Annotated in this window: 26 protein-coding genes; 15 read left to right on the forward strand and 11 right to left on the reverse strand. The window is 33.1% G+C overall.

Going from position 1 to position 22,500, the window contains the following annotated elements; translation table 11 throughout:
- Nucleotides 1–56 precede the first annotated feature (56 nt).
- Both ACMT7R_RS13375 and ACMT7R_RS13380 read left to right on the forward strand, forming a co-directional pair.
- The gene (locus ACMT7R_RS13375; RefSeq protein WP_415312448.1) at nucleotides 57–548 is read left to right on the forward strand and encodes a hypothetical protein; all 492 of its coding nucleotides are present in this window, start codon (nucleotides 57–59) and stop codon (nucleotides 546–548) included.
- Between the two features lie 611 nt (nucleotides 549–1,159).
- Nucleotides 1,160–1,342: a hypothetical protein gene (locus ACMT7R_RS13380; RefSeq protein WP_415312449.1), complete on the forward strand. Its 183-nt coding sequence runs from the start codon at nucleotides 1,160–1,162 to the stop codon at nucleotides 1,340–1,342.
- A 569-nt stretch (nucleotides 1,343–1,911) separates the two neighbouring features.
- Here ACMT7R_RS13380 and ACMT7R_RS13385 read toward each other — a convergent pair.
- The gene (locus ACMT7R_RS13385) at nucleotides 1,912–3,081 is read right to left on the reverse strand and encodes a glycosyltransferase (RefSeq protein ID WP_415312450.1); all 1,170 of its coding nucleotides are present in this window, start codon (nucleotides 3,079–3,081) and stop codon (nucleotides 1,912–1,914) included.
- A gap of 443 nt (nucleotides 3,082–3,524) precedes the next feature.
- Here ACMT7R_RS13385 and ACMT7R_RS13390 point away from each other — a divergent pair, with 443 nt between their 5' ends.
- On the forward strand, nucleotides 3,525–3,965 hold the full coding sequence (locus ACMT7R_RS13390) for a hypothetical protein (protein WP_415312451.1): 441 nt from the start codon (nucleotides 3,525–3,527) through the stop codon (nucleotides 3,963–3,965).
- Nucleotides 3,966–4,323: 358 nt separating this feature from the next.
- On the opposite strand, the gene ACMT7R_RS13395 is transcribed toward ACMT7R_RS13390, so the two are convergent.
- Together ACMT7R_RS13395 and ACMT7R_RS13400 are read right to left on the reverse strand one after the other, a co-directional pair.
- Nucleotides 4,324–4,536: a DUF2382 domain-containing protein gene (locus ACMT7R_RS13395; protein ID WP_415312452.1), complete on the reverse strand. Its 213-nt coding sequence runs from the start codon at nucleotides 4,534–4,536 to the stop codon at nucleotides 4,324–4,326.
- Between the two features lie 22 nt (nucleotides 4,537–4,558).
- Entirely contained in the window at nucleotides 4,559–4,789 is a 231-nt protein-coding gene (locus ACMT7R_RS13400) for a hypothetical protein (protein WP_415312453.1), read from the reverse strand.
- Nucleotides 4,790–5,164: 375 nt separating this feature from the next.
- On the opposite strand from ACMT7R_RS13400, the gene ACMT7R_RS13405 reads away from it, so the two are divergent.
- The 3 genes from ACMT7R_RS13405 to ACMT7R_RS13415 all read left to right on the forward strand — a co-directional run bounded on the left by ACMT7R_RS13405 (nucleotide 5,165) and on the right by ACMT7R_RS13415 (nucleotide 7,147).
- Complete coding sequence (locus tag ACMT7R_RS13405; protein ID WP_415312454.1) at nucleotides 5,165–5,458, forward strand: hypothetical protein; 294 nt, start codon at nucleotides 5,165–5,167, stop codon at nucleotides 5,456–5,458.
- 628 nt (nucleotides 5,459–6,086) lie between these two features.
- Nucleotides 6,087–6,248: a DUF2283 domain-containing protein gene (locus tag ACMT7R_RS13410; protein WP_415312455.1), complete on the forward strand. Its 162-nt coding sequence runs from the start codon at nucleotides 6,087–6,089 to the stop codon at nucleotides 6,246–6,248.
- A 713-nt stretch (nucleotides 6,249–6,961) separates the two neighbouring features.
- Nucleotides 6,962–7,147, forward strand: a complete 186-nt coding sequence (locus ACMT7R_RS13415; RefSeq protein ID WP_415312456.1) for a hypothetical protein — start codon at nucleotides 6,962–6,964, stop codon at nucleotides 7,145–7,147.
- A 733-nt stretch (nucleotides 7,148–7,880) separates the two neighbouring features.
- Here the strand turns inward: ACMT7R_RS13415 and ACMT7R_RS13420 are convergent.
- A complete protein-coding gene (locus tag ACMT7R_RS13420; protein WP_415312457.1) occupies nucleotides 7,881–8,537 on the reverse strand; it encodes a nitroreductase family protein in 657 nt (218 codons plus the stop codon).
- A gap of 944 nt (nucleotides 8,538–9,481) precedes the next feature.
- Nucleotides 9,482–10,054 carry a DUF488 family protein gene (locus tag ACMT7R_RS13425; RefSeq protein WP_415312458.1) on the reverse strand — a complete coding sequence of 191 codons (573 nt, stop codon included), beginning with the start codon at nucleotides 10,052–10,054 and terminating at the stop codon, nucleotides 9,482–9,484.
- Between the two features lie 484 nt (nucleotides 10,055–10,538).
- Between ACMT7R_RS13425 and ACMT7R_RS13430 the strand changes: the two genes are divergently transcribed.
- Nucleotides 10,539–11,843 carry a patatin-like phospholipase family protein gene (locus ACMT7R_RS13430; RefSeq protein ID WP_415312459.1) on the forward strand — a complete coding sequence of 435 codons (1,305 nt, stop codon included), beginning with the start codon at nucleotides 10,539–10,541 and terminating at the stop codon, nucleotides 11,841–11,843.
- Nucleotides 11,844–12,027: 184 nt separating this feature from the next.
- Nucleotides 12,028–12,510, forward strand: a complete 483-nt coding sequence (locus ACMT7R_RS13435) for a hypothetical protein (RefSeq protein ID WP_415312460.1) — start codon at nucleotides 12,028–12,030, stop codon at nucleotides 12,508–12,510.
- 110 nt (nucleotides 12,511–12,620) lie between these two features.
- Here the strand turns inward: ACMT7R_RS13435 and ACMT7R_RS13440 are convergent, their stop codons facing one another.
- Complete coding sequence (locus tag ACMT7R_RS13440; RefSeq protein ID WP_415312461.1) at nucleotides 12,621–12,989, reverse strand: putative quinol monooxygenase; 369 nt, start codon at nucleotides 12,987–12,989, stop codon at nucleotides 12,621–12,623.
- Between the two features lie 255 nt (nucleotides 12,990–13,244).
- Between ACMT7R_RS13440 and ACMT7R_RS13445 the strand changes: the two genes are divergently transcribed.
- The 3 genes from ACMT7R_RS13445 (at nucleotide 13,245) to ACMT7R_RS13455 (ending at nucleotide 16,105) form a co-directional block, all read left to right on the forward strand.
- Nucleotides 13,245–13,928: an adenylate/guanylate cyclase domain-containing protein gene (locus ACMT7R_RS13445; RefSeq protein WP_415312462.1), complete on the forward strand. Its 684-nt coding sequence runs from the start codon at nucleotides 13,245–13,247 to the stop codon at nucleotides 13,926–13,928.
- A gap of 215 nt (nucleotides 13,929–14,143) precedes the next feature.
- Complete coding sequence (locus ACMT7R_RS13450; protein ID WP_415312463.1) at nucleotides 14,144–14,338, forward strand: hypothetical protein; 195 nt, start codon at nucleotides 14,144–14,146, stop codon at nucleotides 14,336–14,338.
- Nucleotides 14,339–15,247: 909 nt separating this feature from the next.
- Nucleotides 15,248–16,105, forward strand: coding sequence for a peptidoglycan-binding domain-containing protein (locus tag ACMT7R_RS13455; protein ID WP_415312519.1), 858 nt, complete (start codon nucleotides 15,248–15,250; stop codon nucleotides 16,103–16,105).
- Nucleotides 16,106–17,081: 976 nt separating this feature from the next.
- On the opposite strand, the gene ACMT7R_RS13460 is transcribed toward ACMT7R_RS13455, so the two are convergent.
- The 3 genes from ACMT7R_RS13460 to ACMT7R_RS13470 all read right to left on the reverse strand — a co-directional run bounded on the left by ACMT7R_RS13460 (nucleotide 17,082) and on the right by ACMT7R_RS13470 (nucleotide 19,292).
- A complete protein-coding gene (locus ACMT7R_RS13460) occupies nucleotides 17,082–17,795 on the reverse strand; it encodes a sensor histidine kinase (RefSeq protein WP_415312464.1) in 714 nt (237 codons plus the stop codon).
- Nucleotides 17,779–18,207: a hypothetical protein gene (locus ACMT7R_RS13465; protein WP_415312465.1), complete on the reverse strand. Its 429-nt coding sequence runs from the start codon at nucleotides 18,205–18,207 to the stop codon at nucleotides 17,779–17,781. The genes ACMT7R_RS13460 and ACMT7R_RS13465 overlap by 17 nt, the downstream gene beginning before the upstream one ends.
- 881 nt (nucleotides 18,208–19,088) lie before the next feature.
- The gene (locus tag ACMT7R_RS13470) at nucleotides 19,089–19,292 is read right to left on the reverse strand and encodes a hypothetical protein (protein WP_415312466.1); all 204 of its coding nucleotides are present in this window, start codon (nucleotides 19,290–19,292) and stop codon (nucleotides 19,089–19,091) included.
- A 457-nt stretch (nucleotides 19,293–19,749) separates the two neighbouring features.
- Between ACMT7R_RS13470 and ACMT7R_RS13475 the strand changes: the two genes are divergently transcribed.
- Entirely contained in the window at nucleotides 19,750–19,917 is a 168-nt protein-coding gene (locus ACMT7R_RS13475; RefSeq protein WP_415312467.1) for a hypothetical protein, read from the forward strand.
- 1 nt (nucleotide 19,918) lies between these two features.
- Here ACMT7R_RS13475 and ACMT7R_RS13480 read toward each other — a convergent pair whose 3' ends face one another.
- The gene (locus tag ACMT7R_RS13480; protein WP_415312468.1) at nucleotides 19,919–20,326 is read right to left on the reverse strand and encodes a response regulator; all 408 of its coding nucleotides are present in this window, start codon (nucleotides 20,324–20,326) and stop codon (nucleotides 19,919–19,921) included.
- Between the two features lie 522 nt (nucleotides 20,327–20,848).
- On the opposite strand from ACMT7R_RS13480, the gene ACMT7R_RS13485 reads away from it, so the two are divergent.
- Both ACMT7R_RS13485 and ACMT7R_RS13490 read left to right on the forward strand, forming a co-directional pair.
- Entirely contained in the window at nucleotides 20,849–21,364 is a 516-nt protein-coding gene (locus ACMT7R_RS13485; protein WP_415312469.1) for a hypothetical protein, read from the forward strand.
- A 229-nt stretch (nucleotides 21,365–21,593) separates the two neighbouring features.
- On the forward strand, nucleotides 21,594–21,761 hold the full coding sequence (locus tag ACMT7R_RS13490) for a hypothetical protein (protein WP_415312470.1): 168 nt from the start codon (nucleotides 21,594–21,596) through the stop codon (nucleotides 21,759–21,761).
- Between the two features lie 55 nt (nucleotides 21,762–21,816).
- On the opposite strand, the gene ACMT7R_RS13495 is transcribed toward ACMT7R_RS13490, so the two are convergent.
- Nucleotides 21,817–22,146: a hypothetical protein gene (locus ACMT7R_RS13495; RefSeq protein WP_415312471.1), complete on the reverse strand. Its 330-nt coding sequence runs from the start codon at nucleotides 22,144–22,146 to the stop codon at nucleotides 21,817–21,819.
- Between the two features lie 110 nt (nucleotides 22,147–22,256).
- Between ACMT7R_RS13495 and ACMT7R_RS13500 the strand changes: the two genes are divergently transcribed.
- Nucleotides 22,257–22,496, forward strand: a complete 240-nt coding sequence (locus ACMT7R_RS13500) for a hypothetical protein (protein WP_415312472.1) — start codon at nucleotides 22,257–22,259, stop codon at nucleotides 22,494–22,496.
- The last annotated feature ends 4 nt before the right edge of the window (nucleotides 22,497–22,500 follow it).

Genomic DNA, 22,500 nt, shown 5'->3' on the forward strand with positions numbered 1-22,500 from the left:
CAGAGCCGTATTAACATATTTACTATTATATAAACAATGTTTGTAAATATATATCAATGAAGACTTTAGTTAATGTCAGTATCCCAGTGATACTAACCATTACCTTGATACTATTACTAAATACTGGGAGCCCTAATATCTACGGACAAATAATAGGACAGACTAACCAGACGAATCAAACCAATCAGACTAGTGGTCAGAATACTACTCAACAGCAAGCTCAACAGCAATTAGATCAAGCTAATCAACAAATACAACAGGCACAGCAACAAAAACAACAAGCCGAACAACAGTTACAACAAGCAAATCAAACTCAACAACAATCCAATCAATCAAAGCAACAAGACCCTAAAATGAATGAAAAATTACTTAACTATACCAACACTGCCATTCTAGCATTAAACGAAGATAATACTGATGTCGCACAAGATAGTCTAGTCCAGATTCAAAATGCATTGATCAATGCCAGTGGAAAACAAGTGGTAATTGTTCCAGCTCCAGCAGCTGTCCCAACTTCACCAGATGATAGCGATGGAGATTCAGAATAAATCCCTATTTTTTAACCTATCATTAGAATGTATTTTATAAATTTTGAATTTTTTTCTTATTATGTTGAATAATGTATTCGTCGAAATTAGTATGTTTACTTAGTAAGTTTACTTAGACACTTAATATCGAATCCTAAATTATTTCCATAAAGTGGCATGAAATATTTTAAAGTATTCAAAGCTTTAAACTTCTATTTTTCCTGTTTTAATACTATTGGTATATATTTTTCTGTATCCAGCTCTGAGGAATACTATGATCTAAGAATATAAAATGAAAGAAGCAAAACAATCCTAGAAACGGGTAAATGAACACGTTTAATAGTGCCGTTCCTAGGATTCGAATTGTTGATAGATGGGGTATTAGAGTAATATCAACAAATTATAAATACGGTAGTAAATCGGACATTCGAAAAGAGCACAACGGTGCTAAAATCTGCCTATTCAGGCTTTTCTAAGAATCTATACTAGTCTTGAAATAAAAAGTAAAAGTTGATTATGGGTTCTTCATATGTTATAGATTGTATTCTTTGTATCAATCCTAAAAGCATTCATTGATTTGAATGGTCATAATTTACTAGTCTTTTATAAGATGTTGAATAATTGAAATCCGTATGTCTCACAAAGATAAAATTGAAAGAGAATCTGCCATAATCGAAGATATCATTCCTGGCAAGAATAATGATAGGTCCATGAATCAAGATAAGAACAATGCTCAGTCATTTATTGAGAGTTATGACGAACAAAAGTCGGCTCAATCGGTAATCGAGCCTTCAGAAGTATCTAAAACAGCGTAGAAAAATACACAAAGCCAGTGAACAACATGCTTGCTATTCTAAAGTAATTATGTCTGCATAGAGATTAGAGTCCAAGGTGATCAAGAAATAGATAAAAAGTATCTAAAGGTTCAAAAACACAATTCAAACTATATTTGTACTATTACGAGAATTGTGTTCAATATAGTATTTTGATCGAATATATTACCAGTTATTAACGATCCTTCCCAATTTCTTTTCAATTCATATGTTGATAGAGGAAGATAGGTAATATCTAACCCATGTACAGTAACAATCATAATGTCGTCGTTGTAATATTCAACTCGATAAATTCTATATGTGAGAGCAACTTCAGAGTGACGATATTCTTGTCATTGATTCAATCCGATCCTGACCATTCGTGATTTCTTTAGATTTTATTAAACTTGTAGAAGGTTCTCTTGCTTTATGTACCCTAAACAAAATCCGATAAAGGAATCGACTGTAGTAAATGGTGCGTACCTATTTTTTCTTTGTAAAATGCTTGCTGTAAACCATGTTTCTACAAAAAATTAATAAAATGGAAATGAATTTCATAAGCGCATCCATCTTTATGCTAAGCTTTTAGTTTTACGAATTACCTCTGATGGAAGTGATTCTGACGATCTGTCTATCATTATGCCATTGTAAATGGCCACATGTTGTTTTGCTATATTATCCCAACTTAAGTTTTTTCGAAACTCTTTAACACTTGATTCGAAATATTTATAGTTCTTGTCGATTTGCTCAAACGCCTTTTCAAACATCCTAGGGTCTCGTTTTGTCACTATACCCAGTCTCTTTGATGCAAACTCTTTAAAGAATCCTAGGTTTGAGGCTACAAATGGTTTTCCGTGTCCCAGTCCGTCAAACATTACTCCAGAACCTGAACATACCCTATAGGGTAAAAATACCGCATCACAAGAAAAAAACAATAATGAAAGCTCTTCTTCTGAAAGATATTTTTTATCTAGATTGATTATCTTATCATCATAAAATTCAAAATTGATTTTTTCAGTGTTATAAAAATTCTTTGAATAATTTACTACCAACCTCCAACCCTTGGGCATTTTTATTTTTCTTATGATATCCCATCCTTTAGTATTGGTAATGAATCCTTGAGCTAATGCAAGTTTTCCTTTCTCTGGAAGATGCATCAATTTTCTTGCCTCGATCTGTTCTATATTGGTTTTAAAATATGGCATTGACCCATGATATACTATATCTGTTCCTGGTATTAGATCTCTCATATAATCTGAGAGAACTATTCCATATGCACTCTTAGACATTAGATCTTTGTTGATTCTATGCATAGATGAATAATTAATAAAATGTCGCCAATATTTGTAAAGGGTAATGATCCTTAGAAGGTCCTTATCGTTATCTTTCTCTTTTATATTTCTCAACCTCATCCATTGTTTAAAGTACATGGATGTGTGAAAAGTAGTTACTATTGGTCTCTGACATTTATTATAGAATTCGTCAAGACCGGTTGATGTTTTAGAAGGTCGTAGAGAATCTAAGAAAAAACCGTAAAGTCCAAACTCGTGTTGTACATGAACTATATCTGGTTCTATTTCTTTCACTAAATCCAATAGTACTTCAGAATTGTTTATCTTATGTGGGGAAATACCATTATAGTCTCCAGAACCCTGAGAACTAGATACGACTGCGACATCTACACTATTGGATCGCAGGGATTTGACCAAATTATGCGTATAACGCCCAACCCCACCTTGCATGGGAGGAAATTCAGTACAAACCATCAAGATTTTAAAATCTGAAACCACTCTATTTTATACAGTAAGAAAAGTGTATCATAGTTAAAATAGTTGTATAAAAGAGTCAAAAGTTAAAGCTAACATCTTGGTAATTAAACATCGGAAATTGGTTTTTATAACATCCCTAAATCAAGAGCTAACAAATTATATTAAGAGAAATACATTAGAGTCAAAAATACCTTCTTTAAAAGACATCAATAATTTATCCGGTTCTGTGATTTCCATTCAGTATTTAGAGGAAGGTAATGGGCTGGGTTTTTTTGGCGTCACCAATATAATCAGACGCTGAAGAAAATAGCATCAAAATCCGAAAAACACTATATATCCATTCTTATAGTGAATTTAAACGTAAAAGGCTGATACATTATATCATGTATTTATACTTTGCAATAACTATTGTTTTAATGTCAAAATTAAAATTCTCTATGTTTGGGATAGTAATTACCGCCATTCTTTCGGTGACTGTTAGTTTTAACTCGGTAAACGCTGAACCTCTGGTAATGGATATTAACAAGGCATTAGACCCTGGTCCTGGCTTTGGGACTGAAAAAATAGGAACAGTTTCAGTTGATGTACAAAACAGGACTGCAGATTTGTCTATAAATATGACTGCAATACCTAAACCAGATAAAGTATTTGAAGCATGGTTGGTTGATGCTGATGGCTCTAACTATAAGTTAAGTCTGGGAGCAATTGAAGCTGGAAGTCTAAAGACTTCAGAACATATGGTTAACCCATATACATACACTGAATTTATTATTACTGAGGAGCCCAAGGATGACGTAGATCCAAATGCTGCTGGAACTTATGGTGGAGCTGAATTGCCGACGCCATTTGGACGGTAATAAAATATAATTTTTTTTAAATTAGCATAGGCTTATCATTCTATTATGCGATATAATATTCTTTAAGATAAAGTCGTATTCTATCTACCCCAGTAGTAACATCTTGAAACTATTACTTTTTGAAATAGGTTGTCCATAATTCTTATAAAAAAATTTAAATAGTAAAGTAAATAGTGCATTTAGGTAAAAGAATCTCGAAAATTAGAGAGTAGTGGGCATATCTAAAAGTTCAGAAAAGAGGTAACTATTATTATTGTTTTTCATCTCTGGCCATCCGATACATCAACTTTTTCAGTTACTACTTCCTCTGTAATTTCTTTTGTTTCAGTTACGGGTTTCTTTTTTACCAACTTCCTCCTTAATATATGGCCTTTTGTTTAGCCTCAATTTCTTCTCTTTTGACTGGTATTTCTATCTCTTCTGTGGATGTGATTGGTTTTTGTTCTGTATAAGTATGTTCCCCACCAGGTTTTCTTCTTTTGATGGATATCTCTTCATGGATTACTGGTACCTCTATTGTTTTTGTTTCAGTTATTGGTTTTTTTACTATGGTGGTAGTGTCTTTCCTCAATTCGTTTTGAAACTTCTATTCTTTACTCCATTAGAGGGACTGTGGTGGTTGATTTCTCAGTTTCACTTTCTTGGTTGGATAGCAATTGAGCATCCATATTGTCTATGGATGAAGCATTTTCTTCTCTTCCTGCTTCTGCTTCTCCTCGATATTTACTGAAAGCCTTATCTTCAGAAACGTTAAATCTCGATACACTTTTATCATAACTTTCTGCCCTTTCTTTTGGGATGCCGAATGTTTCTAAATCAATCAATCCTTTTGAGTTATGACGAAACCATTCGTTACTTCTTGTACCTCACCAAAATTAGCATCATTAATTCCTCTAGCTTCTTTCTTTATAACATCGTTCCAATTAATATTAGAACTCATAAAGGATTAAATACAATATGCCGTAAATAGAATAGATAATTTAGTACTAGAGATGGTAATAATAAACTTTATTCCGAGCTCATGGCTATATTACTAATTACATTCAAACATAAATCTAATTGAATAGATATAGTTCAGAAATTAGATGGTCAGGTAATGGGTCTAAAAGAGAATTATCACATAAATCGAGAATGAGTAAACTTTAAGATTGGATCAAAAATTTATTACATATTTTTAGTATGATGCACATATCTGCTCGTTGATAAAAATTAAAGAAGAATATCTTGATGAGGATAAATCACAAATCCAAAAAATAATAGTAAAAAAAGGTAGGAAAGAAGAAACTACCTTTGACAATTATCCAATTACAGTGATGGCAAACAACATAGACTATTGTTATTATGAAGTTCAGAAGAAGCAAGCTAGTGATAAAAATGTTGACGACAAGACTGATGGAGTGCTAGATAAGGCAAAAGAAAAAGCTCTAGAGTTTAAAGACTCGGTAGTAGATACCACCAAACAGTTATCAAGTGATCAAAAAATGAATGAATAATCGATATTGTTAGTAACGAATTATACACAGTTTTACTAAATGAGGATTATGATTAATATTTGTTCATGTGTGCAAATAGATAAGATGTGCAGATTTTAAATCTTGGTTTTATTAATTTGTTATCTATATGCCAATATAGTATGTATGAAAATCACACAATAAAATGTGCGTCAGGTGGCAAATTATTCACTTCAAAAGAAGACGAAACTGTATGTGACGACTGTTCCAAGGAACTTGAGAACATCAAATAAATTTCAAAATACAATTTGCTTCGTTTATGATTAAACCCTGGCAACTGGTATCGGTCCTTATGCGACAAAGAAATTAGTCTCGCTTGACCTACCGCGACTTGGTTCTATACTTTAATTGGTTCTCAAGTCCATTAATCAATGATTGAAAGCCTTTTAAACAGTACGATGCTGTCGCCTTCCTACTCAAACAGTCTAGACCTATTTGCATGATCAAATAGCAGAAAGCGCCTATCTTATAATTTCCCAATCTCTTAATTTGTGCTTAGCGTAGTCGATTAAATTTTTGCAATTCGCAGGATCCTTTATATCTCATGTATTAAAATCCGGCATACTTTTATGTGACGGATTCGATCTAAGTAAGCTTAGTGTGAGATAGGATGAATTCTTATTATAATAAAGATGTGGATGCTGGATATGTCAAATTCACAGATAATAAAATAGTAAAAACTGAACCTATAAGCAAAAATTTCTATGTTGACTTGGATAAAGATGGCATGCCTGTCGGAGTAGAGATTTTAGGCATGAAAAATAATGTCTGACATAATGTCATGGGTAGCCATATGGAGGGTTTGCTTGTCCGAATTACTTATTAATTGCCACTCCCGGCTACTGCCTTTTTGTGTTCAATACGCGAAAAATTGATACACAAACAAAAGATTGTATTGGAATAGATGGCAATACAACATGAGCAACTATCTTTCCACCTTATTCCATAGAACGTGGTCTCAAATTGGTGCTGGCTAACGGAATATGAGGTTGATTATTATATCTACATTATACTATAACTATGAAATATATGGTAATACGGTTACGAAAAATTTACATTTTTAGATTTATCCTCGTCTATCAAGAATTTAGATAATTTCAATTCAAGATCTTGACAGAATGTATTTTTCTAACTGATTACCCTCAGATATGTGACTATTTCCATCGGGCCCCTATACCCTATACCCTATACCCTATACCCTACGGGACTTAATCCCACCGAACCCGCTACCAATTATGTGACGCAGTAGTTACAGATCAGAACCTTTGCAAGTATAATAAATACGGATATAATGTATTTGAAGAATTTTAGAGAAGTAATGTGGTTTACTTTTCTTCTTTATTATCTGTAAAAACAACTTGATATAAATTGCCATCGGCCTTACCCGATGATTGCTTATATACTGAGATTCTTCTATACGACCTATGAAAACAAAAATAGTCCTCACAGTTGTTCTCGGAATAATGGTAGGAATGATGGCCTATAATGGTGCTATTAACGCCACAACAACAATCCTTAGCATACAATAAGTTCGGATTTGACAACCAGACACAATGTGTTAATGTCACAAACCTCGAGTTTCAGGCTGGTTTCTTTGACCATGTTACTCATACCAAACTGCTTGATATGTGTGAACATAAACCTGCTGCTATGAATGCTAGCGGTCCATAAGGAGCAGAAAAGATAGTCTCAAAGACACTAATCATCGGACGTCCAGGTCAGTTGCGCACAGCGGCTTCGAGATGATTATTCCATGTATAGTTCACGCCAATGGTGTTTTGATATCGCCATTTATTTTGATATTTGTTATTCAAAGAATTATGATATTTCTGTATATCTTTGCAATTACAGGCTCATATGAAAACACATACCTGTCCAACCGAATCAAATACTGTTTTACTAATAGTGAGTGATAAAAATAGGTCAAATTTGTTTCACATACCACCGAACCCGCATAGTATACGGAACTTAATTTCAAAGAATAGCCTTTGAATACAAAGAGGAGAAGGGTCTGGATACTATCGAACCCAATTGATAAATTTGTAGTAGCAATATACCAAACAATTCCGATCCCGAAGTTTCCTTGCTTCCAGGTTTTTATCGAATAGTGATACATCATGGGTTAAGATGCAGCCCAAATATGACCTGATAGTATCAGAAATACTTTGAATCCGTACCTCAGACGCATCGAAGATATATTTAGCCCCTCTTTATAAATTACATAATGTGTTATAGATACTTAATGTAATGACGGTAACACTTTCAATTATATACCATAAATATAATATCTTTGGGCAATTGAACTTTTTATTTAAAAAATAGTTAAATCCTTAGGTCCTATACTATCCCAACAACAGTAATAGAATTTGGGTATTTGATATAACTCTAATAAATAATGATAATACTACCATGAATTAAAGTGTATTATTTTTTCCACCGAATCTCTTGGCGCGGGTTTAAACGAAGATCCCTTATAGTATGCCAGAGGAAGCAAGGCCACTTGCATAACTTTTTCATATGGGATATTCAATAATTTAGCAGCCTCTTTTTCAAACAAAAGGTGAAAACTAGTCCAAGTTGTTCCCAATCCATATAATCTGGCTGCAAGCATAAAATTCCAAACTGCCGGAGCAATGGATCCCCATATAGCACTTTGGACTCTCACTGAAATATTTGATCCGTCAGTTCTGCCCTCAATACATGGAATAACAAATACAGGAACATTTCTTAAATTGTCTACCAAATATTTGGCAGATTCATATATTTTCCTTTGAGTTTCATTTTTCTTTGGATCGTCGGAACTTATTGTCTTGGTAACAGAAGTAGGTGAATCTATATAGGACTGCCATCCTTTTCTAAAGAGATCTGACAATGAATTTTTTATGGATTGATCAGTAATAATCAAAAAGTGCCAGTTTTGTCTATTGGAAGCCGTTGGAGCCTGCTGGGCTATTTCTATGCATTTTTTAACTAATTCAATTTCCACGGGTTTTTCAAAGTCCAGTCTCTTTCTTACCGCTCTTGTAGTTGTAAGTAGTTCTTCAGGAGATAAGGAAGTCATACTTATGATACTAAACCTTGATTTATAAGAATAATTAAAATTATGTTATATGCATAATTCCTCTTTAAGGAATCAAATATTAATTTGTCCAACCCTTTAGAATATTACAAATGGGATAATTTTCCTGTAATACTGGTTAAAATAAAACTAGAAAAGTGAAAGCATTGAAGGTTGCGAAGGTTTTGGAAATAAAACGAGGTAAATTAAAGTGAATCGAACTTAAGGGGTTATCACACAAAATCAATTAACCAAAAAAGAATTGCGATCTAGACTCGATAACAAACACCATTGAATTGAGGATCTCACGGCTTTTTCTCTAATTAGTTTTATAATATAGCCTTAAGATTTACTATTACACTATTGACTAGATTATTTACTCATAGCTGAAGATAATAAAGGAGATTAAAGAATCTGGGATCAAATACGGATATCTTATAAATTTTATTTTGTTCTAGATATATTATATTTATTTATTGGTATTTCTGGTTATGAGATAGAAAATGATATTGAATGCCCTGAATGTAATAAAGATGTTATGAAGTTCCATATTCCAACAACAATGTTCTAAATTAAAACATGTGTTTTTTTAACAACTCGATTGGTAATAGATTATATGATTATTGAGCATGGCAAAGAGTTTATCAGTAATATCGATATAGAATCTGAGAAATGAAAACTTGTGAAATTTGTGGAGGTACAGTATCGTCTGAAACTACTGACACTATATGTTCATATTGTATTAGTGCTAGAGAATCTACAATGACTTTAAAAGCTTCACTTACACCACATATATGTGGCTGTAATAATTCAGATAGAAAGAATTGTCCATTGTGCAATAAACCTTGTCATCATGATACCTCCTTAAGCCCAAAGATATTGATTTCGCCAATGTAATATATAACTCACAACTGTTAAGGAGAACAGTATTGATTTGTATTGCCTGTCTACAATTTAGGATAGATTACTAGATTCTCATCGATTATATGACGAGCAAAAGGGGTTAATACATGGGGACCAGGACCACGACTACTATTCCCTATAATATCATAAACAAGAATTCCTTTTACTATAGTGAGGTAATCTGATATTAATCTTCTATGACAACGCCATGGTACTGCTTCCGAACACATAATAGCCAAGGAATCACCATATTTTGTAATTAAAGAAAGTAATTTTTCTATCCCCTGTTTAAATGATTGTGTTAACATATAATTTGCATAAGATCTAAAGGACTTGTTTTGCCATCCTCCATTATCATATTCTAGTGATATAGCAATTTCATTTCGCCTTCCTCCAAGTTTTTCGATATGTTCATAGTAAATATTTCTTGTCAATAGCTCTTTAGACATAATTTCTTTATCAAATTGTGGAAAGGATTTAGAACCCGGGTATCGCCTTACGTCGACTACTCTAACTATATGATTGCCTTCTAAGAGTCTTGCAAATTCACACCACTGACGATTTGAATGCCCTATTGTAAATACTTGAGTCGTATCTATGATACAAACCGTTCCCAAAATTAACTTTTATAATTGAGTTTATAACAGGAAAGATACAAAACTCCAAATGTTAGTCATCAACTTTTTCTCTTGATATTTATTTTGTAATACTAATATATGGTGGAAAATCTAAAATACCCGGTGTCTGCATCGGAATCCGATTTCTTTTCTTATATCCTGAGGTATAGATAGTTTAGGGTTTTTGAAATATCTCCTTTCATAGTTCATATTACGTTTCACTACTGATTTTAGTTCTTTGGTTAGTTAAACAGGATTATTCTTCATCATGAATTTATCTACGATGTATATTAGCAACAGATAAAATAAGGAATGATTAACTGATAAAAAATTTAACACTAGTAAGAGAGCCATGTGTAAAGAAAGATCTTGAAATTCATATTTATGGATTTTATTTATAGCAAGTTCAATTTATAGTGATTTTTGTAAAATCAAATACTCAAAGTTTTAAAGTATCTCGAATAAGAAATGATGTAGTTAGTGAATGAAATTTAGCTATAAAAGTCGTCAAGCATTTTCAAGGTATGGGAGGAAGAGATCAGTTGAAAATGTGTTAGTTCTACAGGGTGGTGGATCTTTGGGTGCATTTTCATGTGGAGTATTCAAGGCATTGGTCAAAGAACAAATTAAACTGGATATTGTAGCCGGAACTTCAATAGGGGCAATCAATGCTGCAATTATAACTGCTAGTAAAAGTAATCACCCGGAAATAGATTTGGAAAATTTTTGGCTTGAGTTGGCAGAAAGTAGTCACGATATAATTCCGGATTTTTTTGTTCCCTCCAATTATAGCTCAAAATATGGAATAGGCAATAGTCTTGAGAGGATATCACTGGCATCTACAAATGCTGCCATTTTCGGGGTACCGAGAATGTTTCTTCCAAGGTGGAATCCAATTTATATGTTCACAGATAAGGATTACTTTGTGCCTAAAAACTGGACATACTACTATGATAACACCCCTTTAGCCAATACATTGGAAAAGTACGTTGATTATAGAAAACTTGATCCACACTTGATTATCAAAAATGATCGAATAGGTAACTTTGCAGATAATATAAGACTTTTAGTAACAGCAGTAAATGTTCTCACAGCGGAACCATTAATTTTTGATAGTGCTCACATTCCTATCGAATCAAAGCATTTGCTAGCAAGTTGTGGTTATCCAAACTACGGATTTCCATGGGCCGAAGTTGAAGAGAATGTTTATGGTTGGGATGGCAGTTTGCTGAGTAATACTCCAGTAAGGGAAGTTATTGCATCCTCACCGTTAAATGATAAGAACATATTCATTGTTGAAAATTATAGTAGAGAAATAGATAGACTACCCGTTAATATGACGGAGGTTATGGACAGGGCGAAAGATATCATGTTTAGTGACAAAACCAAACACAGTCTAAAGATGACAAAGATAATGACAAGGCAAATACGGTTAATAGAAAAGCTATACGAATACTTTGAAGACATCGAAAAAGAGACTGAGAAAAAAGGTGGCAAAACCTTACAAGTTAATGATAAGGGGATTGATCATGGTACCTATATTACCGCTGATGAGAAGGCGCATATAAGAAAAGAGTATAAAAATTTGGTCTTTAATCGAGGAGCAGAGATACTTTCCGTAACGAGAATATTACGAAACAGGATAGAGAGACCAAATGTTTCAAAGAATGCCAATTTTTCTGTCAAGGCGGTAAAATTATCGATATCAGAGGGAGAAAAAAAGGCTTTACAGTATATCAAGGATTTTAAGGAGAAGAATGAATATAATTATCAATCTAATTTGCGGTAAGATAAAGACCGTGGAAAACATCCTGTTTGTACAGATTGAGGTACGTGAAACTCAATGGTTTGTAGATTGCTGAAACTAAAACACCATTTTTGTGCACTATTCCATACTCTTCTTATTGTAATATGATCCTTTTTAAAACAGCAATCTGCTATTATTTATTTGAAGTAGAGGGGAATCATAGAGGGTGGATTTAGAGAAGAAACACTATGAAAATATAGAATTGGGTATAGCATTTGATTATCCATCAGATTGGGTTGAGATAACTGATGAGAGCATAAAGAGTTTCGGTGCAGATGTATTGATCCACAGCGATTCGGTAATTTTTGGGTTTAAAAGAGTGAATGTAAAAATAACCCCAGACGGTCCAATTGAAATGGCCATCGAAAAAGTATTAAAGGATACAATTTACTTGGGAGAAACAATACTTGAAGAATCAAAGTTGGATAAATATCCTATTACAAATGGCCGCTCTGGAACTGTAATCGTAAAGAGATCGTACGATGATAAAAATATAGTTATACATGAAAGGACATTTATCATAAATGACAAAAAAGATCGTGGTTTTATAACCTTATTTGAACAGGATCAACAAAATACCAAAAGCATGGATTCTGTGAATCTTCAGAATCAACTGGAAGAAATATTTGAATCGTTTAGGTTTTTGTAGCAATTTGCTGGAAATAGTTATTTGATAGATTCAAAATGAGTTTGAAATGATGCAGTATTCCCAATTATTTCTCCGCCCTTATACTTACATGGGTAGTAGTGAGTATAAAACTACGTCGAATTTAATGGTGTTACACATACATAGTAGGTTACGTCCATATTCTCTATTCTTTCACGTAGCTTGGGAAAATAGCGCTGTCCATGTTCTGATTTTTGGTGCATTTGTAATGCTTCTTTGTCCTCATACTGTTCCATAACTATGTAGTTTCTAGGTTGTTCAGACTTGTAAAGATCATAGTAATTGCATCTTTTATCCTGCTTTCTAACTTCTGCTGCTAATTCTTTAAAGAGTGACTCAAATTCACCTTCTTTACCTTCCACTACTGTGACATGTTTTAAACCTCCTATCACTACGTTTGATGGCAGTGAATCACCCATATCTATAACCTTTTTGATATCTTCTGCTATTGTAGAATTCATCACTTTAGTTTATACTGGTCTATAAATAAAAATCGCCTACCCCCTAGGGGGTCGTAATGATAGAAAGCGATAGCGATACAAATGTCAACAAGAAGTATATTGAACAATTGACAACTTTTGGCTTGACTCAAGGTGAGGCGTAAGCAACCTTGACCATGATACAGATTGGACCTTCTAGAGGAGGAAAAATTCTAAGAAATATCTTGTAATGATCCACAAACATTTAGATTCTCGTGAGAGAATATTTAGCAAGAAATGGACAAAGATATTGAGATAGGTAAATACGACCTAACGAAACATTTTGATTCAAAAATTCTCAATATCTTGATGGATCCAGAGCAGCGAAAATTAAAAAATAAATATCTTGCAGTTGCATTCTGGGATTTAAGTGGATTTTCTGATTTATGTAACAACTTAGTTGATGAACCATTTGCAATATCTGAACTTTTAGAATTATATTTTCAAGAAGCAAATGATATTATTCATAGATATGATGGAATAATAGACAAATTCATAGGAGACGGTGTGATGGCATATTTTGGATATTCCGCCAATGAAAAGCAGGAGATTGCCTTACAAGCGATTAACGCCGCGCTGGATTTGAGAGAAAAATTTAAAGAAATTAAAGAGATTTGGTCGGATAAGCTTGTTACGAAAGAGATACATCTAGATGATGTTACCTTGATTTGCGGAATTCATATAGGAAATGTTTTGTTTGGCCTACTAGAGACGAAAAGTAGGAACCAGATAACTCTTGTTGGATCTAACGTTAATTTCGCAAATAGGCTCGAGGGAATAGCAGAAACAAATCAAATAATTGTTTCAAAGGAGATTATCGACCTTGTAGGAAATAAATATAATTTTGATACGATTACACATGATATTTACTCTTATGGAAAAACAGAGGTATTTAATATTAAAGATAAGAAAGCAAATTAAACTAAGCGAATAGAATCCAATTACTATAACTACCATCCTTCTAGTATAACTAGACAAACTTTGTAGGATATTTAACACTTTAGTAATCAATATAATCCAAATTTTGAGGATTAATCAAAAGGAATTTGTAAAAATTAGTAAAAATACTCATTGAGACGATAAAGAATATATAAATATCAAAAAACCCCAAAAACAAGAACTGGTCAAATAAAAAAATGAATGACCTGCTACAAGGGGTTATAACTGTGGTTTTAATTCCTTTTTTCATTATGTTAGCAATTGTAGTAAATACCCTAGCATCAAAAGGAACATCATTAATTCAATTTCCAGATCAGGAAATTATAATTGAAAATGAAACAGCATCAAATAACACGACTGCTATGAATAATGCTAGTAACAATACAGAATAAGTAATAATTAATAATTATGGATTTAATATACTTCATAACAACAAAGGATTGGATTGTATAACAATACTATTTCAAATTCAATATTTTTTATAATTTATTAACAATATTAATCACCCCTCTCTCCATTATCTAGAATCGGGTTGTAGAAATGGTCAAATTTGTTTCACATATCACTGAATTCGATACTAATGTAGTGGAACGCAATTAACTCAAGTATGAATATCATCACCATCATTATCTTTTTACTCGAATAGGACATACTTGTTAACCAGAATGTGAACACAATTTCGATGTCTAATTCAACGATGACAATGTTCTTTTTGACAACCGTATTGTTCAGGTATGTTGTCTTTAGCTAGTCCTGTATCTGCACAGAATAACAACCACACAACAACAACAACAACGGCAACTGTCGACCAGCTGCCACTAAATCTAACTCAGACAAACTCAGATTTACCGATAATATCGCGGCTTTAAAGTAGAACTTTTAGTACCAATTTCTTACAACAATGGTACGAATATAGAATCTAAAAAATATAGATAATGTTTGAAGAATTTGTCAAGCAGTTTGGTGCAGTTAGCGCTAAAGACAATAATATAATAAATGGCCATTGGTTTAATCCACAAGATAATAAAGCCTATACTTATAAAAACAAAGTCTACTGAATAATAGCGCAAGACACAAGAAAATAGCAGTACTTTTCAATTTTCAAGACAAATTAGAGTTTCTGTTTGATCAAGAATCTATCTTGATTTACCTTACTTCCGTACTGAATTTATTGTCGTAGTGATGCTAAGGAATGCAAGGAACAAGCGAATTGCCGGTAAGACGATGATGAAGTTAAGATGCAGACTACTTTGTCATCCAAATCTATTTAAATAACCAAATTTCACAGAACCTATTTGAATATGATAATAAAGTCGTCATTAACTCTATCTTTGTTAATTGTCTCCACTGTGGGAATTTTATCTCATTTCAGCACAGACTCATTCGCACAGACTCCAGCCACTACAACATGTGATCCTAATGCTCAAACACTTGTTAAAGGCAACACAGGTGAGATTGTTGTTACACTACAAAATCTATTAGTAGAAGATGGATATATGGATAGACACTTTGTAGATGGAGATTTTGGACCTGGTACAGAGGCAGCCGTTAAACAATTTCAAACAGATAATAGTTTGACTGCAGATGGAATCGTTGGTCCTGCTACATGGGATATATTATGTTCAACTGCAGTATCGTCACCTTCTAATGAAACATCAGGATTGATGAACTGTGCTGGTGATATTGCAGCTACCTCATGTCCCGCAGAAACTCTCCAAACTCCTGAATCAAGTGTTTACAAACAAATTACCGCACCATTGGATATAGCCGATTCGATATATAGTGCTCACAAAACTAAGTTTTTGGGTTCAAAAAATATCTCGTCAACTCCTTATCTGGTGACTGAAGAACATTACTCTGACCGGGGAATATTAAAAGGTGTTGGAAATGTTACTAATAATCAGACTTACATAAGCACATACTTATCTGATGAATTAATCCAGAGTACAGGTAATGGGACAATCGCTACTCAAGATGGAGAAAGTATTGCTTGGATTAATTCTGCTTTAGGGAGACCGGTTAATGGTACTTGGGTTTTCAATGAAATAATATTATTTAACAATACGCAAAGTAAATCATTGGCTCTACTAAACAATAGCTTAGGTCTAGTCAAGTCTACTTCTGGCAATGGATCCGATTACATATGGCTCTTAAATTAGGGATCTCTTTCGACGTCTATCTTGAAAGCGAGCTTGTAAGAATATGAACGAGGCTGGTTACCCATCTAACCAAGATTTTTCGGCTCCATTTCGATGATGCTCACGGTCATCAAGAAAACCATTCAATAATAACTAAATCTTGATTTAATCTCATTTTTTGAATTCAAATAAAGTGAATGATTCAGGTCAATTTTTTTTACATACCGCCGAACCCTTATAGTATACAGAACCTAATCCCACAGAAGCCGTCATGATTGATCCTGAAATAGAACTAGAAAATTTATTTGACGTTGACTAGAACAATATTACCCTATTTTTTATAATTTTAATGGACTTACTAAATTGTCCGTTTTATTTTCGCCTCTATTACTGGAGAATGAGGATTTACCTACATGCCGTCTTTCTTCGTGTTCGTCATCTGTAGTTATAAAATTACTATTAGGTTTTTTCTTTTTTATACGTCCAAGATATTTTGATACAAGTTGAAACTCTTCTTTGAATCCAATATACTTTCAATAAAATCTGATAAAAAGTGTTGATATGGCAAACCAGATAATGCTATTTACTATAATAGGAAACAAAAATCCATAATAATATGCCATTATTGTCCCAGTTATGATACCTCCAACAAGATAAGGTGTTTAACGCTTTAATACTGATTTTAGTAAACCATCCACAATAACTTTTGTTCATTATTTAATGTCTGACATACTATATAGCCAAATACAATAAGATAAATTCCATACAGTAAAACACCAATTCAATTATGCACAGATCAAGGACAAATTGAAATTGTTATATCTTATCCTATCCGTGTTTAATGAAATTCTGTGCATTAAAATAATGGGTTTGGGCGGATAAGATTGTCGTTTCGGATAAATGAAAAGTGAAAATTAACATATTAACGATGTTTATTCCGACTAAGTGTTAAGGATATAAACTACCTAAGCAATGTATCATAAGGCGTCTTAGTTTTCTATTGGTAGACTAAATGAGAATGTTGCACCTTTTTCATTCTTGTTATTTTGAGCCAATATGTTACCACCATGAGCTTCGACAATGCTTTTGGCATATATAAAGATCCTAGTCCAATGCCTTGCTGTGATTTGGTTACAAATTTGTTAAATAGTCGTGGTAGAATTTCATCATCTATACCTTTTCCATTATCTTTAATGGATACTAATACAAACTCTTTATTCTTTTTCTTTCTGTTACCACTTTCTACATTTTCGGTTTCTCCACTGAGATGAACATGGTTTGCTTTGTCTTTATTATTCTGGAACCTTTTAATTGAAATAGTAATGGATTTGCCATTTGAAAATTTGATTGCATTATTCATTATGTTTGAGAGAACTTCGTAAATTCTTAGTTTATCTGCATATACTATAAGAGGATCGTCTAGTGGTTCAAAAACTATGTCAATTGAATTAAGCGAGTTAGCCTGAAGTGAGGCAACCCTTATTTTTGTAAGAACATCTTTGATCACGCTCTGTATTTTTTCGTTTAAATTAAAGGATTCTTTATGTAATTGTAATTTGTTGTTTTCAATTCTGGAGGTAACTAGTATATCATTCACTAGCTTCTCAAGTCTTTGCGTATTCTTATGGCTTGATATGAGCCTGTTTGTAAATTGTTCGAGCCTTGGCTTGTCTTTGACTAAATTTTCAAATTCTTTAAGGGTTGCTTCCATGCCTTCTACTGAATGTGTGCAAAAGTGATGGGATATCCGTTTCAATCAACTCGAAATTTCCTGATAGAGCTTGGATTGGTGTTCTTAGTTCATGAGCTGCAATATCTACGAACTCTTTTTGCTTTATTACCATTTGTTTTATCTCTTCTTGAACTGCCACTAGATCTTTACTGACTTTGGCGAGTTCTTTATTGGTCAATGCGAATCTTTCATTGGTTTCCATCACTTTGTCATTTGCTGCAAGTAGTTCCCTTTCTATTTCTGTTAAATCATTTTTTGCATTTTTTAATTCTTCTATTTTCTTTCTAATTTCTTTATTAGCGACGTTTAGAGATTCATTTGCCTCCCTCAATTCATCGGTCTTGGCTAGCAATTCACCTGTTTTTACGGTAAGGAGATCTTTTACATTCAAACCTTTGTTGCCTTTAAACTCTGGTAGCGATATGGTTATTCTATGTATCTTGTAAAAGATACTTTAAATAAATAACCATCTAATGCAGGAACAATCTCAAAACCTGCGTTTACTACATACATCCATATACATATATATTCACTTTGCCGATGGAAGAAAATACCAAAAGCAATGACGATTGAACAAACAAAAAGGGGATTAATTCGTTCTTTGGAAGTTATTGTTTGCAAATCTTCTGCCTATTCGATGATATTAGAATATGTTACTTTTTATTGAATGGCAAGACATATTATAAAAAATATTGCAAAAAATATAACTAGGAGAAAAGAATGTTAACATGGGAGATCCTAAAATTTTATTTACATTATTTTATTTATCCTGTGAAGATTTTTTTTAATATTCCTTACTTAGGCTATTTACCTGTCTTCTACTATATGATAAATCATAAAATATAATCTGATTCAACACATTTAGATACATGTCCACAGTTTGGACAGCTTTCTAAATTTGAAAAATTCTTATAGAAAGTATGATCACCCATTCGGTAAATATTTGAAATATGGTTAAAATCACATAACTGACATTTGATTCTTAAAGTCACAGTATATTATGCTACTGCATAGTATATTAGTCTTTCATAAAGAAAATGGAATACCGCCTTATCTTATATTCTTAATTAGAAATGATTTACTGCTTAATTGTCTCACTATTTTAGTAACGAACCGGATGATTTAAGTTGCAGGGTGCTCATAATTTTCATTCATTCAAGCAACCTTTTCTGTTTTCATTTTCACATTGAATCTTTTAGAAGTAGTGGCCACTACCTATTTTTAGGGTAAAGGGCCGACAAACGATTTTTTGGTATTTGTTATTTTATTTCCCTATTTTGCGCATGAATCGCAATATTTTTCTACAATGGTAGCTCCGTCTACGGTAAATACTGCTTCCTGAGTAGCTGTCTTACCGCAAATCACACAGGGTTTAGTCTTTCCGTCAACATCAACGAAAGGCCCTATCGATGAAAATTTCTTAAAGGAAGAGAGTGAAGACACAGTCAAAGGGTTAGAATTTTTTTCGCTTATCATATTGTATACGTACCTTTCCTATCTATTAAGTATGTTATGGCGCATACCGCTGGTAAATTACTCTAATCGTTACTATGACAGGAAATATAGACGATTCCACTTGTTCTGTGTAGTATTAATGAAATACGTGTAGATGTATAACTAACGTTATTTGACCAAGTATGGGTATCCCAATACCACTGATTGTGTAGTTATCAGGGAATATTCTCTTATCGCAGTTTAAGAAATTATGATTGAAAAATATTGGAAGGGGAGGGGGTGTGTGGAGTTTGAAAATCGTAAATTATTGGTTTTGTTTGTTCCTGAACTACTCACAGATTTGTGACTCTTTCCACCAAACCCTTATACCACACGGAACTTAATCCCACAGAATTTGTCTATTGTAAAGTCCTTGTCATGTTTAAATTCTCTATACTGGTTCAAGTAAAATAAAGTTGATTTACCCACAAAGTTTGATATGAATCTGAAAGGTGGAGGTATATATCATCAAAAAGATTTTGATAAATTACCGGAAGATTCAAAGAAAAATAATGGAGCACCATCAAATCTCATTCAAAATCTGAAAAAAGAACGTATATCGATTTATTACTCAAGCATTCTCAGCATAAAAACCATATACAATTAAATCAATTCTTTTCCAATACTGTATTCATCATTCCTCTTAATTCAGAAAAACGAATAGGTTTTTGAAGTAATCTATCAATGCAAGCGACTTTGAAGTCAGAATTATCTTCCAAGTCACTAATATCAAATGCTGTCATTAAAAAGATCTTTATCTTATCATTTATTTCCCTAATCTTTTTTGCCAGTTCTAGTCCACACATTCCTGGCATTCTCATATCAGTAATCATCAAAGAGTGTCTGGAGGATGTTTCTTTAAAGTATTCTAAAGCAACATGTGGGTCAGTAAAAGATACAGCATCGTAACCTTCATTTTGCAAAAACGATTTAAAAAGTGTAGCTAGTTCGATTTCATCATCTACCACCATCACAGAATGAGGAGAAGAGATGGAAGGCTCATGGTTAGATGACATTGTTGTCGTACCAGTCCGAATTTATTTAACTCTAACTATTGTTTTCGTTTAAGGTAGCCAAAGGATTCATATTTTAAAGGAATCACAATTACCAAGTTAAAACAAATGAAAAATGCTGGTTTATAGTAATTGTTATGGATAGGTAAAACTTAGTCAAATTTGTTTCACATACCACCGAACCCTCATACCATAGTGGACTTTCACACAATATCTTTCCAGAAAGTGGATGCGGTAAAACTTCTCTTAAGTGATCACTTTTAGGAGTTGATTGCATAAATCATATTTTAAGCTCATACTTCAATATTAACTCGGTTTTGTGAACTGCAAAAATATGTTAGTTACTCGTATAGGAGATGTCTTGCATATCGCATTTACAATTTAGACTTTTCAAAAGAAACATTCATCGTTCAGTATGGTTTTTCATTAATTCTAATTCTACGATATTAATGATCAAGTAGAAATTTAGAACAGAAAAATCTACAATAAAATTTATTTTACATGTTCGACTTTAGTTGACCTAAGGTGAACCTACTGTCAAACACCAGCAGGATGTCTGGATTATCTTTTATGCTTACAACAATAATACTGGTATTATATGTGAGTTTTTTTTATGGTGGAGCTTTTGGTCAAGAAAATAACCTCACCAGAAAATATAATATACTAGTAACAAACCAAACATACTCGAGTAATTTCTTTTCTGATCAATTATTTGGTGAGATTTTGAACGCTGGGACAGACGCTATAAAAGCAGTCAGAATAACAGCAATCTTTCATGATGACCAAGACGATATTGTAGGCTCTGCATATAGCGGAACAACTCCTTCCACCATCAACCCAGGCATTACGGCTATCTTCAATATTGAAATAACTGATGAAGGGATCAAGAGTAACGCTACCGGCTATGAATTTACCGCCAAGTGGAAGGATGAATATTTAGCTAGCAGCTATTTTACGAGGTTGATTGGGGGAGATATATCCACTGATGATGATAATGAGGGAGGGGATGATGACGTTGATGACGATGACGATGACAATTAATATATCATTAAAAATATCAAGAAAATATAGGCTGACAAGTCAGAATAGTCATTGATTATGAGTTTTGATCATAATCTGGGCAATTACAATTCTCATTTGCAAAAATAAATAATTGCATTATTTTTGATATTTGCTAATTCTTACATCAATGGTTAGAAAGTTTAACAATCTTATTGCTATGCCTTTGGTACTGATTGCATAGTTATCATTACTAGATCCAAGTAAGGTATTGGGTCAGAGATTAATTGAAAGTGAGGTAGCTTCAAGCAAGGAATCAGGTGTAGATCCGCCCACTCTGATAAATCAAATCAGGACATTTTTGATTCAGGCAGGTGATCAATATTCAGCACAAGATTTTGTAGATGCTGAACAAGCGATAAGAACCACCTATTTATAATGATGTGAGTTTCTGGGAAGACCTCTAGCAGCTTTAAACTCAGGATCAATGGATTCTACTGTACTACTGATAAGGAAAGATTTGATTGGTCCAATCTGAGATGGAGAATAGGTAGAATTGATCTAATCTGTGGTAGCTGTATTAAATTATAATATGGATAAAGCAGAAGTACTATCCCAACAACAGTAACTCCCACAATAAAGTTTGAAAAAGACGCAGTATTACCAAACTCCAATCCAACCGATGAACTAGATAAATCCATTGGGCGTTTCGCTATATAAATTTCCGAGTTATCTCTGGTAAGACTCAGGTTAATGAACACCACTATACACCCCTTTAAATCCAATATTTCTTTGATTTCGATTCTATCTACTTTAACACCCATGAATACTTTGGTGGGTCAAAGAATAATTATGATTTTCCTTAAACCCTGTACTATGTCTATAAAGTAGATTCATAAATTTTATAAACAAGGAAGATAGACTGGAAAAAAGAATGAATAGCAAATTTTCAGACTTTTCTACCAAAAGGGGGAGAATTTTTATTGCAATAATCATAATAGCTGTGCTGATATTACTAGTGGCATTTGGATTCGAGGGAGATATGATGAGATCTCCATCTACCGTTATGAATTTTTCAAATATGTACGATCCCTTTAGCAATAATACGGTAACATCTACAGTCAGTAATTTTGTCGTGATGGATTCCGGAACCTACTCAGGACCTCAACAATAAATCT

The sequence above is a fragment of the Candidatus Nitrosocosmicus sp. FF01 genome, assembly GCF_047711275.1.
Classification (GTDB): domain Archaea; phylum Thermoproteota; class Nitrososphaeria; order Nitrososphaerales; family Nitrososphaeraceae; genus Nitrosocosmicus.

What these genes read in the sequence shown, in the direction of transcription:
- ACMT7R_RS13375 (WP_415312448.1), top strand. Translation starts at nt 57, where the DNA reads ATGAAGACTTTAGTTAATGTCAGTATCCCAGTGATACTAACCATTACC.
- ACMT7R_RS13475 (WP_415312467.1), top strand. Translation starts at nt 19,750, where the DNA reads ATGAATCTGAAAGGTGGAGGTATATATCATCAAAAAGATTTTGATAAA.
- ACMT7R_RS13470 (WP_415312466.1), bottom strand. Translation starts at nt 19,292, where the DNA reads ATGATAAGCGAAAAAAATTCTAACCCTTTGACTGTGTCTTCACTCTCT.
- ACMT7R_RS13440 (WP_415312461.1), bottom strand. Translation starts at nt 12,989, where the DNA reads ATGAATTCTACAATAGCAGAAGATATCAAAAAGGTTATAGATATGGGT.
- ACMT7R_RS13455 (WP_415312519.1), top strand. Translation starts at nt 15,248, where the DNA reads ATGATAATAAAGTCGTCATTAACTCTATCTTTGTTAATTGTCTCCACT.
- ACMT7R_RS13415 (WP_415312456.1), top strand. Translation starts at nt 6,962, where the DNA reads ATGGTGCTATTAACGCCACAACAACAATCCTTAGCATACAATAAGTTC.
- ACMT7R_RS13420 (WP_415312457.1), bottom strand. Translation starts at nt 8,537, where the DNA reads ATGACTTCCTTATCTCCTGAAGAACTACTTACAACTACAAGAGCGGTA.
- ACMT7R_RS13430 (WP_415312459.1), top strand. Translation starts at nt 10,539, where the DNA reads ATGAAATTTAGCTATAAAAGTCGTCAAGCATTTTCAAGGTATGGGAGG.
- ACMT7R_RS13410 (WP_415312455.1), top strand. Translation starts at nt 6,087, where the DNA reads ATGAATTCTTATTATAATAAAGATGTGGATGCTGGATATGTCAAATTC.
- ACMT7R_RS13500 (WP_415312472.1), top strand. Translation starts at nt 22,257, where the DNA reads ATGAATAGCAAATTTTCAGACTTTTCTACCAAAAGGGGGAGAATTTTT.
- ACMT7R_RS13380 (WP_415312449.1), top strand. Translation starts at nt 1,160, where the DNA reads ATGTCTCACAAAGATAAAATTGAAAGAGAATCTGCCATAATCGAAGAT.
- ACMT7R_RS13460 (WP_415312464.1), bottom strand. Translation starts at nt 17,795, where the DNA reads ATGGAAGCAACCCTTAAAGAATTTGAAAATTTAGTCAAAGACAAGCCA.
- ACMT7R_RS13480 (WP_415312468.1), bottom strand. Translation starts at nt 20,326, where the DNA reads ATGTCATCTAACCATGAGCCTTCCATCTCTTCTCCTCATTCTGTGATG.
- ACMT7R_RS13445 (WP_415312462.1), top strand. Translation starts at nt 13,245, where the DNA reads ATGGACAAAGATATTGAGATAGGTAAATACGACCTAACGAAACATTTT.
- ACMT7R_RS13495 (WP_415312471.1), bottom strand. Translation starts at nt 22,146, where the DNA reads ATGGGTGTTAAAGTAGATAGAATCGAAATCAAAGAAATATTGGATTTA.
- ACMT7R_RS13385 (WP_415312450.1), bottom strand. Translation starts at nt 3,081, where the DNA reads ATGCAAGGTGGGGTTGGGCGTTATACGCATAATTTGGTCAAATCCCTG.
- ACMT7R_RS13390 (WP_415312451.1), top strand. Translation starts at nt 3,525, where the DNA reads ATGTCAAAATTAAAATTCTCTATGTTTGGGATAGTAATTACCGCCATT.
- ACMT7R_RS13450 (WP_415312463.1), top strand. Translation starts at nt 14,144, where the DNA reads ATGAATGACCTGCTACAAGGGGTTATAACTGTGGTTTTAATTCCTTTT.